Source organism: Mycobacteroides sp. CBMA 271 (assembly GCF_009729205.1).
In the GTDB taxonomy this organism is placed as follows: domain Bacteria; phylum Actinomycetota; class Actinomycetes; order Mycobacteriales; family Mycobacteriaceae; genus Mycobacterium.
This window is the reverse complement of the sequence record NZ_VTHB01000004.1, coordinates 80,412-97,843: the sequence shown is the minus strand read 5'-3', so window position 1 is coordinate 97,843 and position 17,432 is coordinate 80,412. Positions and strand designations below refer to the sequence as shown.

The following is a 17,432-nucleotide window of genomic DNA, read 5'->3' as shown; positions in this document are numbered from 1 at the left end:
CGGGATGCGATCGTCAGCTCAGCGGGAGGGTCTTACAGACCTGGGCCAAGGCGGCACGCGCGGACGGGCGAAAACCGTCAGCGACAACAGGCGACGTCGACAACCGGACCCACAGCAATGAGCGCCAACTGATGGCGCGGCTGGTATCCGGAAAGCATGGCGGGAAGCCTAGCAGAGGATATTGATGCGGTCTTGACGGACGAATCACCTGGTAGACGCGCTATTACCTCAACGAGCAGTCGTTAGCGACTCAACAGCCAGGCGACTACCACCAGAACGGCCAGCGCAATCAGGGCCAATGTCACGCGTGACTGCGGCATGCCACTCATGACGGGTCCGCCGGAACCACCGAGGCCGCGACAGCCGCCTCCACGGGATGGCGTTGTACGGGATCCGACCAGCCGAACCGACTCATCACGCTGAGCAGCACAAACAGGATCTTGTCTCCGGCCACCGCCACCGCATACGCCAACGTCAGAACCACTGGCATCACGATGATCGTTTGCAAAATGAACCCGCGCCCGCTGAGCCACAGCTCCACGCCGTCCCACCAACTCAGCAGGCCGATCACGCTGTCGCTGTTCACGTCGCCAGTTTAGGCGGGACCCCCGCGCGCGCCCGCCGGGGCAGGGCAGACTGAGTGACGATGAGCCGCTTGCGCGAGATATGCCTGTTCCTGGTGCTCGCATTGTTCGCACTATGCAGTGGTGCCCCCGTGGCGTTGGCCGATTCGGCCGCCGCGGGTGCCGACGTACAGGTCGCGCAGAGCCTCGGCCCGCGTGAGCTCACCGTGATCGCGCGCCGCGTCACCAGCATCCCGGGACCGTTGCGCGTCGATGTGATCACTCACCAAGGCACCGCGGCCGGCCCGCTCCGGCTGCAACTGGTGCCCACCGGCGCGAGCACCGACGAGCGGCAACCGGCTCCGGGTGTCCCCACGTCGACGGCGATGGTGATCCTCGGCGAGAAGCCAGGCCCGTACGGCGCGACCCTCAACGTCGACCGCACCGGGCCGGCCGACCTCACCATCAGCGACGGTGTGCACACCGCCCGGATCCCGCTGGTACTCATGGGTCAGGCGATGTCGCCACCCGAGCGGGTGGCCTACGTGGGGCTGGCCGCCACCGGACTGCTGTTGGTGGTCTCACTGGTGGTGGCCACCCGGGTACGTCGCGGGATATGGATCGCGCTGCCGGTGACGGCCACGGCCCTGGCTCTCGCGGTCGCCATCACCGGGGCCGTGTTGTCCACGTCGGCACCGCCGCCGCCCGAGCCGGGAGCACAGCGGGACCCCACCGTCGACAACGCCGCCAACCCCTACCTACTGGACCGTCCCGCGGTCACCGACTACTCCCGCCCCTCAGCCATGCTCATCGCCGAGCAGCCGGTGCTCGAATCGGGGCGCGCATCGGATGTCTACTTCTCATTGATCGACACCGCGACCGGGCTACCCGCCGACGATGTGGTGATCCATGACAGCGCATTGATCCACCTGCTGGTGGTGGCGCCGGACGGAAGGCTTTCGCATCTGCATCCGATAAGGGTTGCGCCGGGCCGCTATTCGGTGTCGCTCTCGACGACGGCGGCGGGCCGATACGCGGTATCGGCAGAGTTCGTGCGACGCGGCGGCGGGGTGCAGACGGTGCGCTTGCCGGGCGGACTCACCTCGCGAGGCGGGAAGCCCGCCACGCCGGCACCGTTCGTGGGCCCAGGGATGCGCATGATCGACGGGCTGCACGTGCACGTGACCGCCACCGGCCTGCACGCGGGACTGCCGACCACTGTCACCGCGAGCGTCGGCTCGGAGCCCGTCCTACAGCCGTGGCTCGGCATGCTCGGCCATCTCGTGATCGCGGGCCCGATACCGCCCGACACCCCCTCAGCCGATCTCGGTACCGCGGTGCAGGATTCGGCGGTCTGGGCACACGCGCATTCCATGGGCGGGCATGGTGGTACCGATATGCCTGGTATGGAACATGATTCGATGGCACCCGTGGTCGGGGTCCCACCGCTGAACGGCGACAGCCCGCCCGACGAGACGGTGGCCGCTTTTGGCCCGAATGTGCCGTTTACCTTCACCTTCCCCAGACCAGGTCGGTATCTCGCGTGGATTCAGGCTCAGCGCGACTATCGGGTGCTGACGATCCCCATACGACTGGACATCTCATGACACCTCGAGTGTGGGCGGGGCTCGCGGTGATCGTCGCCGCGGTACTGGCGCTGGCCTGGATTGGCTGGCCCAGTGCGCCGCAGGCCATCACTCTGTATTCAGGTACCGAGCACTACGCCATTGCGGTGACAGTCGACAGCCCGCGTGTCGGTACGACCGCGCTGGAAATCGCGGTCGACAGCAAGGAGGAGCATGACCTCCCCGAATCCGAGTCAGTGACAGTCGAATTGGTCATGCCGCTGATGGGTCATGCGATGCCGCCACTGCGGGAAGTCGTGTCCGGTCGCACCAAGTTTGACCAGGTGATGCTGTCCATGGCCGGGCCTTGGGAGATCGTCGTGACGGTTACACCGCCAGCGGGTGACCCCGATGAACGCGTGACAGTGCCACTATGGGTCAGTGGAGGTTGAGATGAGCCCCGAGACAAGTACCGCGCATGCCGGTGCGGAGCAGACGACGCGAATCACCCGCGAGACCGTCGAGAAGTACGCACCGCTGGGCGCATTCGGGGTGCTGTTGGGCAGCGTGGTTGGGTCCGTCGGCACCACCTGGGACGTGCAATGGCATAGCGACGTAGGACCTGACACGTTCTTCACGCTGCCGCACCTCTTCCTGTATTCGGGCAGCGCCATCAGCGGGATCGTGAGCCTCGCCATGATTTTGATGGTCACCGCCGTCCAGCGCGCGGGTGACGAGGCGCCACGGTGGGTGGGCGGCGTCCCGATTCGTGTACTCGGCGGAAAATTCACCGCGCCCTTGGGCTTCCTGCTCTCAGGGTGCGGCGCTGCCGCCTTCTTGCTGTACGGGCTGCTCGATCTGTGGTGGCACACCGTCTACGGATTCGACGCGATCCTGGCCTCTCCGCCGCATTTCGCGCTGTTCGTATCGGGAACCGTCACCGATCTCGGCAGCGTTGTCACCTTCGCCGCGGCCCGTCGATTCCGTTGGGGTGTGGTCGGTTTGATGGCGCAATCCTCGATAGTTGCGGCGATGACGGCGATTCCGTTCACCGCGCTCTACGCGTTCAAGTTCGCCTTCAACCCGCTGTCGCTGGGCTCGGCATTCACCGTCCCGCTCGTCCTGCTGATCGTCGCGGGTGTGGTGCGGTCGCCGCTGGCACCACTCGGCGTGGCGGCGGCCATGGGCGCAATACAAGCGATCTTCTGGTGGTTCTCGCCGTGGGCCGCACGCGAATACGCTGCCGCAGTGGGCCTGCCGCTACGCGACGACCTGTGGGGCGGACCACCCGCAATACCAGGGATGATGCCCGTGTTCCTGGGCGTGTTCGCCGCACTCGCGGCAGCTCTGCTGTATCTCACCAAGGACCGTCAGTGGGAACGCTGGCCCATGACGATCATCGGCGCCTTCCTGGGCGCGGCTGCGGGCATCGGATATCTGCTACAGGGGTCAATGCTGTACCACGAACGGGTTGACCCGTGGAGCAGTCACCTCACCGTCGGACTCACTGGGCTGGTGCTGGGTGCGCTCGCCGGATTCTTAGCGCAGCGCATCGCGCTGATGCTGCGGGTGCCCGGAAACCAGACCGACCCTGCCGAGGCCGTCGCATGAAGCTCTCTCGAATCCTGCTGGCGCTCATCGCTGTCACGGCACTGTCCCTCGGCGTCAGCGCCCCCGCGAACGCCTACGCACCCGTCAACGTGGTGCACACCGAGCAGGTGGCCGCAGGTCCGTATCAGCTGACGGTGGGATTCTCCACCTGGCCGCTGCGCGCCATGCAATCCCTGGACTTCACCTTCATCCCCGCCGATGGGATTACCGGAAAATCGGGCACCCTCACCATCGTGACTCCCGACGGCCGGGAACCACGCCCGGAACCGTTGGCGCGCCATCCGCGCAAGCGCGATGTCTGGGGTTTGGACATCCGGGCGCTGCAAGAAGAAGGTCATTACCAATTCATCTTCGACGTCACCGGTCCGCGCGGCCCCGGAAAGGGTCTCCTTGATGTGGAGGTCCTCCCCCAACCGGGACCACCCCTGGCCTTGAGTTGGACATTCTCGTTGATTCCCGTGTTCGCATTGGCCGGCGTCTTGATCGCGGCCTGGAGGAGGACGCGTGACGAAAGCTGATCAGTCACAAGGCACCACCTGTGCCATCGCGGGCGGTGGTCCCGCGGGGATGATGTTGGCCCTGCTGCTCGCGCGTGCGGGCGTCCCCGTCACCGTTCTGGAGAAGCACCCCGATTTCCTGCGGGACTTCCGCGGCGACACCGTGCATGCGAGCACCTTAAATCTGCTCGACGAATTGGGGCTCGGCGCGAAATTCGCGGCCATGCCCCACAATCTGGTGGAGCAGGTCACCGTGGACCTCGGAGAGCAGACATTCCGGCTAGGCGATCTCCATCGACTTCCCGGGCCGCACAAACATATCGCGATGGCACCCCAATGGGACTTCCTCGAATTGCTGGCCAGCGCGGCCGAGTCCGAGCCCACCTTCCGGCTGCTGCGCAGCACCGAGGTCACCGGGCTCCTGCGTTCCGGCGATCGCATCACCGGAGTCGAATATCGCACCGCCACAGGGGAAACCGGGAAGCTCAAGGCCGATCTCACGGTCGCCTGCGATGGCCGCGCCTCGGTGCTACGCGCGGCAGCGGGGATGCGCCCTCGATCCTTCGGGGTTCCGATCGATGTCTGGTGGTTCCGCCTGCCTAAGCGTCCCGACGATCCGAAGGGGCCGCGGGCACGGGTCGGCACCAACCGGTTCATGGTGATGCTCGATCGGGGCGATTACTTCCAGTGCGGATACCTCATCGGCAAGGGCACCGACTCGCAGATGCGCAGCGGCGACGTCCAGGTCCTGCGCGACCGGATCGCCGAGATGGTGCCGTGGCTGGCCGATCGCACCGAGGCGATTACCGGCTGGGACGACGTGAAACTGCTTGATGTGCAGCTGAATCGACTTCACAAGTGGTACCGAGACGGCCTGCTGTTCATCGGTGACGCCGCGCACGCCATGTCCCCGGTCGGCGGGGTCGGCATCAATCTCGCCATCGCCGATGCGGTGGCCACCGCACGCATCCTCGCCGAGCCGCTGCGCAACGGCACGCTCACCACCGCGGACCTCCGCAAGGTGCAGCTGCGCCGATGGGCGCCGACGGCCTTGATCCAGCGTGTGCAGCGGGCCGTGCATCGGCGGGTGTTCTCCGCGGTGGACTCGACGACCACAACAACTCCGAGTGCCAAGATCGCCTCGGTTCTGTCGATTGCCACCAAATACCCATGGTTGCAGGCAATTCCGGCCTATGGGGTGGCGATTGGTCCACTGCCGGAGCACGCCCCGGACTTCGCGCGTCGCTGATCGAACCACCCGCGAGCGCCACGTTATGCACGCCAAACTCGGCGCGTCTTGGTGCGCAACGCCGCGCTCGCCGCCTACCCGCTGAGCACAGTCTGTATACCGGGAGCCACCTGATCACGAATCTTCTCCCACGGCACGGTGACCGGGACGGAATCCCCGGCAACGTGCGGAACGGTGACAAAGAAGGTCAGCCCATTGGGCGCGGGCACCCAATGCAGGAACTGCTCGGCCTTCATGTCTCCGGCCGCCTTGATTTGGTCGCGCGGACCGAATTCCTGCGCCAGCTTCCGCAATTGTTCCCGCGCCGAATCTTGGTTTAGGAACACGTCACCAAACATGATCGGCTTGACAGTATCGGTATTAATGGTGATGGTGGCCACCGACTGGTTCGGGTGTGCGCCACCGGCATTCCAGTAGAAGATCGCGACACCCGCGACTACATGCGGACCGATGAAGTAGACCCGGCTCGTCTGCTTGTCATACAGCTGCCCGTCACCAACCGTCGCCGCCGCGGTGAGCTTAGGATCGTCCAACCCGCGCGCCACGTCATTCAGTGCCGTGCGCATGCCCTCGTTGAACCTATCCCTAGCGGCCGCTTTGTCTCCGGTCACCAGCGGCAATTTGACCTTGTACTCGACCTTTCCCTGCTTGCCGCTTACATCCTCCAACGTCGGGGTGAAGCCGAATGCCGGCTTGGCGGTCGGCGCCGCCGGCGCCGGGGTCAGCGACATCGCCGGTTTCGATGTCGTTGGTGCAGTGGTGGATTGGGTGGTCTGCGGCGGTGCCGGGGGCTTTCGATCTCGCCCGCCCGTCGGGATACATGCGGTTGCACAGATCAGCACCGCGACAACTGCTAACCCGCCCCTGGTCCTCATTCGATGAGGTTAGCGGACCCCAAACGTCACGTGGGTGCGTTTGCCGGCTGGAAGGCGCCGCTCACATCGGCCTCCTCCTCGGCCCGAATGACGTGCACCACCGCATTGATCAACGCCAGATGGGTGAACGCTTGCGGGAAATTGCCCAGGTGCCGTCCGGTACGCGGATCGATCTCCTCGGCGAAAAGCTGCAGCGGGCTGGCAAAAGACAGCAGCCGCTCGCACAGATGCCGCGCCCGGCGCACCTCGCCAATCTCGACCAGCGCCGACACCAACCAGAACGAACAGATGGTGAAGGTGCCTTCCTCACCGGACAGCCCGTCATCGGTCTCCTCGACCCGATAGCGCAGTACCAGACCGTCATGGGTCAGCTCATCGGCGATCGCCAGCACCGTGGCCCGGATTCGCGGATCGTCCGGCGGCAGGAAGCGGTTAAGCACCGCGAGCAACAGCGAGGCATCCAAAGCCGTTGAACCATAACGCTGCACGAGCACGCCGCGATTGTCCACGCCGTGTTCGAGAATATCTGCCCTGATTTCGTCGGCGACACCGCGCCACTGCTGCGCATAGCTCTTCTCACCGTGCATCTCGGCGAGTTTGGCGCCACGATCCATTGCAACCCAACACATGATCTTCGACGAGGTGAAATGCTGCGGCTCTCCGCGCACTTCCCAAATGCCACGGTCGGGTTCATGCCAGTGCCGTGCGGCCTCTTCGGCCTGGTTCTTCAGAATCGGCCACAGCGTCGCCGGAATCTGTTCCCGCGACTTGGCGTGCACATACACCGAATCGAGCATGGTGCCCCAGATGTCGTGCTGGATCTGGTCGAACGCGCCGTTGCCGATCCGCACCGGCCGCGCCCCGTCATACCCGGACAGGTGCGGCAACTCCCCCTCGGTCAAGGTGCGCTCACCGCCGACGCCATACATCACCTGCAACGGATGTCTTTCCCCATTGTTCGCACCCGATGCGTCGGCGATGAACGAGAAGAAGTCATCCGCCTCGCGATCCAGACCCAGCGTGTACAGGCCCCACAACGCAAACGTCGAGTCTCGCACCCACGAATATCGGTAGTCCCAGTTACGCACTCCCCCAGGTGTTTCCGGTAGCGATGTGGTGGACGCCGCCAGCAGTGCACCGGTCGGCGAGTACGCCAGTCCCTTGAGGACCAACGCGCTGCTCTGCAGATATGACCGCCACGGATGGTCGGGAAATTCGCCGATATTGATCCACTGCCGCCACGCTTCGGCGGTCTTCCACATCTTGTCGGCGGCCTCCGCGTATGTCTGCGGTACAGGGTGTTTCGACCAGCTCAGCGCGACAAACACACTGTCGCCCTCGGTGAGCCGGGTACGCGCCCGCGCTTCGCGGCCCTCCAGCCCCAACCGCAGATTCGTGGTGAGCTTGAGTGTCGGGTTGGCCTCGGGGTTCTTGGCCGCCCGGGCGATCGCCTCGCCGTATCCGTCGCCGGTGTACTCCCAAGTAGCCCCGTCGCGGTGATAGTCAAAGGCGGGCTCGCAATTCATGAGCACCTCGACGGTCCCGCTGACACACCGCACGGTGCGCAGCAGGATGTGCTCGGCATCCCAGTCGGTCGGGGTGCGCCGATGCGTTTTCGAACGCGAGTTCACGTCATGCCAGGGACCCAGAACCAACGCGTCGCGCACGGTGAGCCAGCCGGTCTTGGTCTGCCAGGTGGTTTCCACCATGAGACTGCCCGGCAGGTAGCGGCGCGAGGCCGGCACGTTGTGTCCGTACGGGCCGATCCGGAAATGGCCGGCGCTGCGGTCGAGAATGGCCCCGAAGATGCTCGGCGAGTCCGGGCGTGGGACGCACATCCACTCCACCGACCCGTTGGAGGCGATCAGGCAGGTGTTCTCCCAGTCCGAGAGGAACGCATAGTCGGCGATCGGTGGGAACGGACCGCGACGCTGAACAGGAGACTGACTGGAGATCAGTCCTTCTAGCGACAGCTCCGGATCTGGGTCTGCCGCTCTTTGCGCAAGCGGCTCATCGACGTCTGACACCATCGCACCATCGTAGGTGCGACTCGGGGGCTAGCCCCGTCTTTAGCGTTGGCGGCGAAGGTAGACGCCGAGTCCAACGAACAGCATCAGATTGAATAACAGCAGTCCCACCAGGGCGCCAGTGGAGTTACCGCTGCGCGGCCCTGCCATGTAAATCAACACGTCAAGACCGATCAACACGCACGCGGCGACGACCATGGTCCACATCAGAGCAACCGGTTTCATCTCTTCACCTAACCCTGAGCCGCGTTCAGCTCGGCCGCCAAGGTGGCCATCAACTCTGCCACCGGGAGCGCCCGAGCACGGTGATGTTGAGTCCCGGCCCACAGCGACATCACATCGGGGTCGCCGCTCGCCCGGAGATCCTTGGTCGCCGAATTCAGCGCCGGGAAGCTCACCGGGGCAACCGATTCCATATCCCGCTGGAATGCGTTCGAGATGCTTCGCGCCGGCCGACCGGAGAACACCCGGGTCACCACCGTCTCGGCCGGTTGCAGCAGCGCGTCCTTGTAGACCTGTTTGGCGCCCGACTCGTCGGTCACCACCAGCGCGGTCCCGAGCTGCGCGGCAACGGCGCCGGCACTCAGCACCCGGGCAATGTCGGCGCCGTCCATGATGCCCCCGGCGGCGACGAGCGGCAGCGCGGTCACCTCCCGCACCTTCGCTATCAGGTCCAGCAGCGGCTCCTCCGGAGCACCCGCATCGAAACTGCCGCGATGCCCTCCAGCCTCCGGGCCCTGCACAATCAGCGCATCTGCGCCGATGCCCGCAGCGATCGTGGCCTCGGCGGCACTGGTCACGGTGATCCATACCTCGGATCCGGCTCCACGCAGCCTGTGCGCGTCCTGCGCCGACGGCACGCCAAAGGTGAACGACACCACCGGGACCGGGCGAGTGACCAGGTACTCGATCTTGTCGGTGTACGCGTCGTCATGCCACACCGGATCGCCGGGAGCGACCTCGAGCTTGTCAGCCCAGACCTTCAGCCTGTCCAGATACTCACTCAGATCGGCACCCTGATCGGGGGTGGGGACAAACACGTTGAAGCCGAAGGGCAGATCCCCCATGTCGGCGCGGTCCTGCTCCAGCTGCGCGACGCTGCGATACCCGGCGGGCATCAGGCCGAAACCTCCCGCGGCGCTCACGCCGCGCGCCAACGCCGCAACAGTGATGCCCCCGGCCATCGGGGCACCGACCACCGGAAGGGCAAGCCCGCCAAGCACGCTACTCATGCATCTCAGCGTATCGGCGCGATGAGTTTTCGGACCCAGGTGGGTCGGTATAGGTATGAGCACACCAACCGCCTACCCCGACGTCGTGAGCCGCGAAGAATGGCTGGCGGCGCGCAGGACACTGCTTGCCCGCGAACGAGAAGCCACGCATCTGCGCGATGCCGTCAACGCCGAACGCCGACGGCTGCCCATGGTCAAGGTCGACAAGGACTACGTCTTCGAGGGTCCCGACGGCCATGTGCGGCTCGTGGACCTGTTCGAGGGGCGGCACACGCTGTACATCCACCACTTCATGTGGATCGACGAGATCGATCGCGGGTGTCCCAGCTGCACCGGGGCCGCCGAGATGACGTTCACCGAGCGGGACCGGAAGCTCTTGACCGACAAGGGCGTCACCTTCGCGTGCGTGTCGCGCGCACCGTACGTCAGCATCGCGCGCTACCGCGACGAACACCGGTGGACGTTCCCGTGGTACTCCACCAATGACGGCGATTTCAGCTACGACTTCCACGTCAGCCTGGACTCGTCACGGGTTGCGATCGAGTACAACTACAAACCCGTCGAAGAGCTGCATGCCGATGGCTTCAACGACGCAGACCTGCGTGGAGACTGGCCGGGTGCGAGCATCTTCCTGCGCCGCGGTGACGAGGTTTTTCATACTTACTCGGCTTTCGCGCGCGGGCTGGACCATTCCGCGGTCGGGTATCCATTCCTGGACCTGACCCCGTACGGACGTCAGGAGCCCTGGGAGGACTCCCCCGCCGGCTGGCCGCAGGGCGGAGCCATCGTCGGCATGCCGAGTCAGGAATGCGAACACTGAGCCGAGTGTGCGGATTTCGGTGGGATTCTTGCGAAAAGCACCGTAAATCGCACACTCGCCGGTACTGATCGGCGGCGCGCGACCTACTTCTTCGGTTTATCCCCGGAGGAGTCGGTGGACAACGCGGCCACGAAGGCCTCCTGCGGCACCTCGACCCGGCCGATGGTCTTCATGCGCTTCTTGCCTTCCTTCTGCTTCTCCAGCAGCTTGCGCTTGCGGGTGATGTCACCGCCGTAGCACTTGGAAAGCACATCCTTGCGGATGGCCCGAATATTCTCGCGGGCAATGATTCTCGACCCAACGGCCGCCTGAATCGGCACCTCGAACTGTTGACGCGGGATGAGCTCCTTGAGCTTTCCGGTCATCTTGTTGCCATACGCCTCGGCACCGTCCTTGTGCACGATGGCACTAAACGCGTCGACCGCCTCACCCTGCAGCAGGATGTCAACCTTCACCAGGTCGGCCTCCTGCTCGCCGGACTCCTCGTAGTCCAAGCTGGCATAGCCGCGGGTGCGCGACTTCAACGAGTCGAAGAAGTCGAAGATGATCTCCCCCAACGGCATGGTGTAGCGCAGCTCGACGCGCTCCGGCGACAGGTAGTCCATGCCGCCGAGCTCGCCGCGCCGCGACTGGCACAGCTCCATGATCGAACCGATGAACTCGCTCGGCGAGATGACCGTGCACTTCACGACAGGCTCGTAGACGGCACGGATCTTGCCCTCGGGCCAGATGGACGGGTTGGTGACGGTCAACCCGGGATCACCCGACTGCGTCGCCTCGGTAATCACCCGGTAGACAACATTCGGTGCCGTGGAAATCAGGTCGAGATTGAACTCGCGCTCCAGCCGCTCGCGGGTGATCTCCATGTGCAGCAACCCCAAGAAGCCGCAACGGAATCCGAAGCCCAGCGCCACCGAGGTCTCCGGCTCGTAGGTCAGCGCCGCGTCGTTGAGCTGCAGCTTGTCCAGTGCCTCACGCAGATTCGGGTAATCGGATCCGTCAACCGGGTACAGCCCGGAGTAGACCATCGGCTTGGGTTCGCGATACCCCGTCAGCGGTGTGGTGGCACCCTTGCGCGCGGAGGTCACGGTGTCGCCGACCTTCGACTGGCGGACATCCTTCACTCCGGTGATCAGATAACCCACCTCGCCGACCCCAAGGCCCACAGAGGGTTTGGGGTCCGGTGAGACGATGCCCACCTCCAGCAGCTCATGGGTGGCGCCGGTCGACATCATCGCGATCTTCTCGCGCGGGGTGATCTTCCCGTCGACCACGCGAACGTAGGTGACCACGCCGCGGTAGATGTCATACACCGAGTCGAAGATCATCGCGCGCGCCGGGGCGTCCGGATCACCTTGCGGCGCAGGGATTGTTCGCACCGTCTCATCGAGCAGCGCGGCGACACCCTCGCCTGTTTTACCCGAGACCCGCAGCACATCGGAGGGCTCGCAGCCGATGATGTGCGCGATCTCCTCGGCGTACCGCTCCGGGTCGGCGGCGGGCAGGTCGATCTTGTTGAGGACCGGGATGATCGTCAGATCCTTGTCCAGCGCCAGATACAGGTTGGCCAGCGTCTGCGCCTCGATACCCTGTGCCGCATCGACCAGCAGCACCGCGCCCTCACAGGCCTCCAATGCGCGGGACACCTCGTAGGTGAAGTCGACGTGTCCAGGGGTGTCAATGAGATGCAGGACGTAATCCTGACCGTTCACATTCCAGGGCAGCCGTACGTTCTGCGCCTTGATGGTGATGCCGCGCTCACGCTCGATATCCATCCGGTCCAGATACTGGGCACGCATGGACCGCTCGTCGACCACACCGGTCAGCTGCAGCATCCGGTCGGCCAGCGTCGACTTCCCGTGGTCGATGTGGGCGATGATGCAGAAATTTCGGATGAGCGCCGGGTCGGTGAACGTCGTGTCGGCAAAACTTGGCACGGCACCATGGTCCCACGCCGATGACCGTGCTTTTGACACGAGCAGCCCGGAGCGACACAGGTCAGTATGCTCGCACCATGGCGTCACAGTGGCAGACGCTCGGGCGGAGGCTCGGGAAGATCGCGGTGGACACTCTCGAACAGGTGGTGTTCCGCGAAGGCCCGAAGGTGCTGCGGCAACTACAGGGGTCGGAATTCGTCCAGCGCGGACTGCAGCGCGGCCTGGAGGCCATCGGTGTCGTAGAGCCCGAGGAGCAGACCGCTATCCCCGGCCGTCCGGTCACCAACCGCAGCGTCCCCACAGCCCATCGGGCTCGTCGCGTCGAATACACGCCCGACCTGGACGGCCGCGCCGATCCTGGGGAAGTCGTCTGGACGTGGGTGGTTTACGAGGACGACCCGACACAGGGGAAGGACCGTCCCGTGCTGGTGGTGGGACGGGACGGCTCGGTCTTGCTCGGGCTAATGCTGTCGAGCCAGGAGCGACACGCCACCGACACGGATTGGGTGGCGCTCGGCAGTGGAAGCTGGGACTACGACGGACGACCCAGTTGGGTACGCCTCGACCGGGTATTGGACGTTCCAGAGGAGGGCATCCGACGCGAAGGGGCGATTCTGGACGTGGAGCGATTTAACGTCGTCGCGGCACGTCTGCGCGCGGGATTCTCCTGGAGCTGATCGAATCGATCAGCTCACCTCAGTGTTCTACGGAGTTGTGCACCGGCGCCGCTATGCGCACCGGAGTCGACGTGAACATGGCCTGGTCAACGAACTGGGCGGTGTACTCGGCCAGTTCCTCACGCTCCAGACGCAGCCGTCCGTCCAGCCATGCGAGCACGGTGCCGGCCACTCCCGCAGCCAGGGCCTCGGCCTGCACTGCGGTGTAGTTCGGATCGGCATCCGGATCGAACTCGGCGCGGGCGGCACCGAGCATCAGCGCCATGTAGTGCGTCAACCGCATGCGACGACGGGTGAGCCGTTGGCTGCCCATCGCCTCGGTGGCGATCACACGGGCGCGCCGCGGATCAGCAGTCAGGGCGGTCACCGCACCCACGACGCCGGCATGCACCTGCGAACGCGAGTCCTTGTCGGCCGCGGCCATCGCCGAACCAGCCGTGGCGATGCTGTCTTCGATGATCCAGTCGAAAACCGCGACGAGCAGCTCATCGAGACCATCGAAGCACTCGTAGAAGTAGCGGGTGTTCAGTCCGGCTGTCTTGCAGATCTCCCGAACCGTGGTCGCCGCCCAGCCTGAGCTGGCCATAACTTCGAGCCCCGCCTCCAGGAGGCGTCGCCTCCGCTCCGCGCGGCGCTCGTCTGCCGTTCGTCCGCCGTATAGCCCGGTAGCTTGTTTGGTCACCATGGTCTACGCATTATTACTCTTCTTGCCAGACACCTGTGCAATAACTGCGTTTTCTGGCGCTTTTAGGCGAGTCTTGTGACTTCCACCACAACATCCAAGTCCGTCGAACCGCCCCCCGAATAGATGCCCTTAAGAGGACTAACGTCCGAATAGTCGCGCCCGACGCCGACAGTGACGTACTGCTCGTTGATCTCGCTGTCGTTGGTGGGGTCGTAATCCCACCAGCTGCCGGCCCAGGCCTGGATCCAGGCGTGACTTTGTCCGTCCACCGTTTCGCCCACCGCTGCCTCGCCGTTGGGGTGCAGGTAGCCCGACACGTAGCGCGACGGAATGCCCATACTGCGCAGCAGGACCAGTGTCAGGTGTGCGTAGTCCTGGCAGACACCCTTGCGCTCGCGGAGCGCATCGAGGGCCGACGAGTGCACGCCCGTGGTCCCGGGCACATAGTCGAGCTCGGCGTGCACCCACTTCGATGCCGCAACAATTGCCTCGGCGGGAGTGGCGTCCTTGGCGATCTTCTTGCCCACCGCCTGCACCTTCTTGCTATGCGGGACATACGCGCTGGGAGATAGGTATTCGTCGAATCGGTCTATCACCGCCTTGGCGTGCACCTCATCCCAGTCCACCGCATTCTCGGGTTTTTCGGCGACATCGGTCTCCACCACCGACAGGCCGGTGACCTCCAGCTCGGTGTGCGGCGCATGCAGATCGAACGTCGTGACCGCGGTACCCCAATAGTCGTCGTACCGGTAGGAGCGTGTGGCGGGGACCGTCTCCACGCGATTGAGGATGACGTTCTGGCGGCCGTCGCTACGCGGCGTTAGACGCGCCTCGTTGTAGGAGGCGGTCACCGGCGTCTTGTAGGCATAGCCGGTGGCGTGGACGATGCGCATGCGCCACATCAGATTTCTCCCTCTTCAATGGGCTCGAAGTCGTGGGCGCCACCGGCATCGGTCCACGCCACCCACGGCGCGGCGTGGAAGTACTGCTGCGCCACCGCCTCACCCAACTCTCGGCAGGTCAGTTGCAATCCGGCCAGTCGAGTGGGCAGGTCCTCCAGCAACACACCCGGACGCATGAACTCCAGCTCGCTGCGCGCACGGCCAAGCAGCCGCTGGGCCTCGGCGCGCGCGCCGACTCGGCTGTGCGGCCGGTGGTCCAGTTCGTCCAGGCTCAGCTCGGCCTGGCGCAACGAATGGAACACCGATCGTGGGAACAACCGGTCCAGCAGCATGAACTCGACAACCCGATTGGCGTCCAGCACACCGCGGTAGGTGCGCAGATAGGTGTCGTGTGCACCCGCGCTGCGCAGCAGCGTCACCCACGCGGGCGAGGACGCCCGGTCCCCGACACGCGAAAGGAGCAATCGCACCGTCATATCTACGCGCTCAATGGACCTGCCGAGCACCAAGAAGCGGTAGCCGTCGTCGCGACTCAGCGTCGAGTCGGCCAGCCCCGCGAACTGCGCGGCGCGCCCCTCCACATAGGTAAAGAACTCGTGCGGGCCCAGCCGGCGAGCAGCGCGTTCGCGGTCCGCCAACGCGTTGAACGTGGTGTTGAGACATTCCCACATTTCGGTGGAGGTCACTTCGCGTGCGCCACGGGCATTTTCGCGCGCCGACGAGATGGAGTCGACGATCGACCCGCCCTGCGCTCCGCTGAACGCGACCAGCTCGGTGAGCGACCACACGTCGAGCACGATGTCCGGCGCCTCGATACCCAGCACGCGCAACAGCACCCGGGAGGCGTAGTCAGGGTCGACGCTGGCGTCCTCAAGCAGCTGATGCACCGTGACATCCAGGATACGCGCGGTGTCATCGGCACGCTCCACGTAGCGACCAATCCAATACAGCGACTCCGCATTTCGGGCCAGCATCAGTGTTCACTTCTCTTCGCGCGAGCGCTCATCGGGACCATCCGAGCCTGTTGTTGCTGCAGCTGGTGCTGCTGCAGTCCCGCGGTGGCCACCTCGGGGCCCTGCTCGACCTCCGTCGGCTCCGGCAGCTCCGACACCAGCTCGGCGCCGGCGAGCTCGCGTTCGGCGACAGATGCCCGCGAGGCGAGCACCCAAGTGTCCTTCGACCCGCCGCCCTGGCTGGAATTCACCACCAGCGAGCCCTCCGGCAGCGCCACTCGGGTGAGCCCGCCAGGCAGCACCCACACGTCGTCGCCGTCGTTGACCGCGAACGGACGCAGGTCGACATGCCGGGGTACCAACTGGTCGCCGATCTTCGTGGGCACCGTGGACAACTGGACCACCGGCTGCGCCACCCAACCGCGCGGGTCGGCCTTGATCTTCTTGGCGATCGCGGCGCGTTCCTTCTCGGATGCGTCCGGCCCGAACACAATTCCGTATCCCCCGGAGCCTTCGACGGGCTTGATGACGAGCGAATCGATGCGGTCCAGCACCTCCTCGCGCTCGTCGTCGAGCCAACATCGGTACGTATCCACGTTCGCCACAATGGGTTTCTCGCCCAGGTAGTACTCGATGATGGTCGGGACGTAGGTGTAGACGAGCTTGTCGTCCCCCACCCCGTTGCCGACGGCGCTGGAGATGACCACGTTTCCGGCGCGTGCGGCATTGAGCAGCCCCGCGACCCCCAGCACCGAATCGGGACGGAACTGCATGGGATCCAGGTAGGTGTCGTCGATGCGTCGGTAGATGACGTCGACCTGACGCTCGCCCTCGGTGGTGCGCATGTAGACCTGGTTGTCGCGGCAGAACAGGTCGCGTCCCTCAACGAGTTCGACCCCCATCTGCCGGGCCAGTAGCGAGTGCTCGAAGTACGCGGAGTTCGCCACACCCGGAGTCAGCACCACGACCGTCGGATCGGCCTCGTTGGTGGCTGCCGACTTGCGCAGCGCCCGCAGCAGATGCGAAGAGTAGTCGTCTACCGCACGCACTCGATGGGTGGCGAACAAGTCGGGGAAGACGCGCGCCATGGTGCGTCGGTTCTCCATGACGTAGGACACACCCGAGGGGGATCGCAGATTGTCCTCGAGCACCCGAAAGGTGCCCTGGGCATCGCGGACCAGGTCGATGCCCGCGACATGTATCCGCACGCCGTTGGGCGGGTTGATCCCGGCGGCCTCGCGATGGAAGTGCTCACAGGAGGTGACGAGGCTGCGCGGGATCACGCCGTCGCGCAGGATCTCCTGGTCGCCGTAGATGTCGGCCAGGTACATCTCCAGCGCCCTGACCCGCTGGGCGATGCCCCGCTCCAGCCGCGACCACTCGGCGGCAGCGATCACCCGCGGCACTAGGTCCAACGGAAACGGGCGTTCCTGGCCCGACAGCGAGAACGTGATGCCCTGGTCGATGAACGCCCTGCCCAACGCGTCGGAGCGGGCCGCCAGATCGGCGGCATCGGTGGGCGCAAGTTCTGCGTAGATCCCCTTGTAGGGCCCCCGCACATTGCCCTCGGCATCGAACATTTCGTCGAAGGCCCGGGAGTAGGACCCCTTTTCAGACACCAGCTCGCGGTACCCACCGAAAATCTGGTCGTCTCGCCGGGTTAACCGGGACGACGTCGCCGTGCGCGTCGGGCGCCCCGAGTTCGGCATCACTGTTCGCAAGCTCACCACCAATATGCTGCACCAATTCGGCGGATTCGGCAGGGCGTGCGGGCGTATCCGCGATACTTGCTGGCAACCTGCCGGTCATCGACCCGATGGCGGCGCCCCTTGGGTTTCA

Annotated in this window: 17 protein-coding genes; 7 read left to right on the top strand and 10 right to left on the bottom strand. The window is 65.1% G+C overall.

Annotated elements, in window-relative coordinates; genetic code table 11:
- Positions 1 to 325 precede the first annotated feature (325 nt).
- Positions 326 to 586 carry a hypothetical protein gene (locus FZI91_RS11790; RefSeq protein WP_162525613.1) on the bottom strand — a complete coding sequence of 87 codons (261 nt, stop codon included), beginning with the start codon at positions 584 to 586 and terminating at the stop codon, positions 326 to 328.
- Positions 587 to 646: 60 nt separating this feature from the next.
- On the opposite strand from FZI91_RS11790, the gene FZI91_RS11785 reads away from it, so the two are divergent.
- The 5 genes from FZI91_RS11785 to FZI91_RS11765 are packed head-to-tail and all read left to right on the top strand — an operon-like array spanning position 647 to position 5,485.
- Entirely contained in the window at positions 647 to 2,170 is a 1,524-nt protein-coding gene (locus FZI91_RS11785; RefSeq protein ID WP_155939209.1) for a hypothetical protein, read from the top strand.
- Positions 2,167 to 2,580 (top strand): hypothetical protein, encoded by a 414-nt coding sequence (locus tag FZI91_RS11780; protein WP_155939208.1) that lies wholly within the window; start codon positions 2,167 to 2,169, stop codon positions 2,578 to 2,580. Before FZI91_RS11785 ends, FZI91_RS11780 begins: the two co-directional genes overlap by 4 nt.
- A 1-nt stretch (position 2,581) precedes the next feature.
- On the top strand, positions 2,582 to 3,739 hold the full coding sequence (locus tag FZI91_RS11775; RefSeq protein ID WP_155939207.1) for a hypothetical protein: 1,158 nt from the start codon (positions 2,582 to 2,584) through the stop codon (positions 3,737 to 3,739).
- The gene (locus FZI91_RS11770) at positions 3,736 to 4,257 is read left to right on the top strand and encodes a hypothetical protein (protein WP_155939206.1); all 522 of its coding nucleotides are present in this window, start codon (positions 3,736 to 3,738) and stop codon (positions 4,255 to 4,257) included. The genes FZI91_RS11775 and FZI91_RS11770 overlap by 4 nt, the downstream gene beginning before the upstream one ends.
- Complete coding sequence (locus FZI91_RS11765; protein WP_162525614.1) at positions 4,244 to 5,485, top strand: FAD-dependent oxidoreductase; 1,242 nt, start codon at positions 4,244 to 4,246, stop codon at positions 5,483 to 5,485. Before FZI91_RS11770 ends, FZI91_RS11765 begins: the two co-directional genes overlap by 14 nt.
- 74 nt (positions 5,486 to 5,559) lie before the next feature.
- On the opposite strand, the gene FZI91_RS11760 is transcribed toward FZI91_RS11765, so the two are convergent.
- The 4 genes from FZI91_RS11760 to FZI91_RS11745 are packed head-to-tail and all read right to left on the bottom strand — an operon-like array spanning position 5,560 to position 9,619.
- Positions 5,560 to 6,360: a hypothetical protein gene (locus FZI91_RS11760; protein WP_239001633.1), complete on the bottom strand. Its 801-nt coding sequence runs from the start codon at positions 6,358 to 6,360 to the stop codon at positions 5,560 to 5,562.
- 26 nt (positions 6,361 to 6,386) lie between these two features.
- Positions 6,387 to 8,390, bottom strand: coding sequence for a glycoside hydrolase family 15 protein (locus FZI91_RS11755; protein ID WP_155939205.1), 2,004 nt, complete (start codon positions 8,388 to 8,390; stop codon positions 6,387 to 6,389).
- A 39-nt stretch (positions 8,391 to 8,429) separates the two neighbouring features.
- Positions 8,430 to 8,612 (bottom strand): hypothetical protein, encoded by a 183-nt coding sequence (locus tag FZI91_RS11750; protein ID WP_155939204.1) that lies wholly within the window; start codon positions 8,610 to 8,612, stop codon positions 8,430 to 8,432.
- Positions 8,613 to 8,620: 8 nt separating this feature from the next.
- Positions 8,621 to 9,619 carry a nitronate monooxygenase family protein gene (locus FZI91_RS11745; protein WP_155939203.1) on the bottom strand — a complete coding sequence of 333 codons (999 nt, stop codon included), beginning with the start codon at positions 9,617 to 9,619 and terminating at the stop codon, positions 8,621 to 8,623.
- 55 nt (positions 9,620 to 9,674) lie between these two features.
- Here FZI91_RS11745 and FZI91_RS11740 point away from each other — a divergent pair, with 55 nt between their 5' ends.
- Positions 9,675 to 10,439 (top strand): DUF899 domain-containing protein, encoded by a 765-nt coding sequence (locus FZI91_RS11740; RefSeq protein WP_155939202.1) that lies wholly within the window; start codon positions 9,675 to 9,677, stop codon positions 10,437 to 10,439.
- An 83-nt stretch (positions 10,440 to 10,522) separates the two neighbouring features.
- On the opposite strand, the gene lepA is transcribed toward FZI91_RS11740, so the two are convergent.
- Positions 10,523 to 12,376 carry a translation elongation factor 4 gene (gene lepA / locus FZI91_RS11735; protein WP_162525615.1) on the bottom strand — a complete coding sequence of 618 codons (1,854 nt, stop codon included), beginning with the start codon at positions 12,374 to 12,376 and terminating at the stop codon, positions 10,523 to 10,525.
- A 77-nt stretch (positions 12,377 to 12,453) separates the two neighbouring features.
- On the opposite strand from lepA, the gene FZI91_RS11730 reads away from it, so the two are divergent.
- On the top strand, positions 12,454 to 13,053 hold the full coding sequence (locus FZI91_RS11730) for a type II toxin-antitoxin system PemK/MazF family toxin (RefSeq protein WP_155939201.1): 600 nt from the start codon (positions 12,454 to 12,456) through the stop codon (positions 13,051 to 13,053).
- A gap of 19 nt (positions 13,054 to 13,072) precedes the next feature.
- Here the strand turns inward: FZI91_RS11730 and FZI91_RS11725 are convergent, their stop codons facing one another.
- From FZI91_RS11725 to FZI91_RS11710, 4 genes are all read right to left on the bottom strand, one after another.
- Entirely contained in the window at positions 13,073 to 13,738 is a 666-nt protein-coding gene (locus tag FZI91_RS11725; protein WP_155939200.1) for a TetR/AcrR family transcriptional regulator, read from the bottom strand.
- Positions 13,739 to 13,800: 62 nt separating this feature from the next.
- Positions 13,801 to 14,640: a transglutaminase family protein gene (locus FZI91_RS11720; protein ID WP_155939199.1), complete on the bottom strand. Its 840-nt coding sequence runs from the start codon at positions 14,638 to 14,640 to the stop codon at positions 13,801 to 13,803.
- Positions 14,640 to 15,614, bottom strand: a complete 975-nt coding sequence (locus tag FZI91_RS11715) for an alpha-E domain-containing protein (protein ID WP_155939198.1) — start codon at positions 15,612 to 15,614, stop codon at positions 14,640 to 14,642. Before FZI91_RS11715 ends, FZI91_RS11720 begins: the two co-directional genes overlap by 1 nt.
- Entirely contained in the window at positions 15,614 to 17,302 is a 1,689-nt protein-coding gene (locus tag FZI91_RS11710) for a circularly permuted type 2 ATP-grasp protein (RefSeq protein ID WP_155939504.1), read from the bottom strand. Before FZI91_RS11710 ends, FZI91_RS11715 begins: the two co-directional genes overlap by 1 nt.
- Positions 17,303 to 17,432 lie beyond the last annotated feature (130 nt).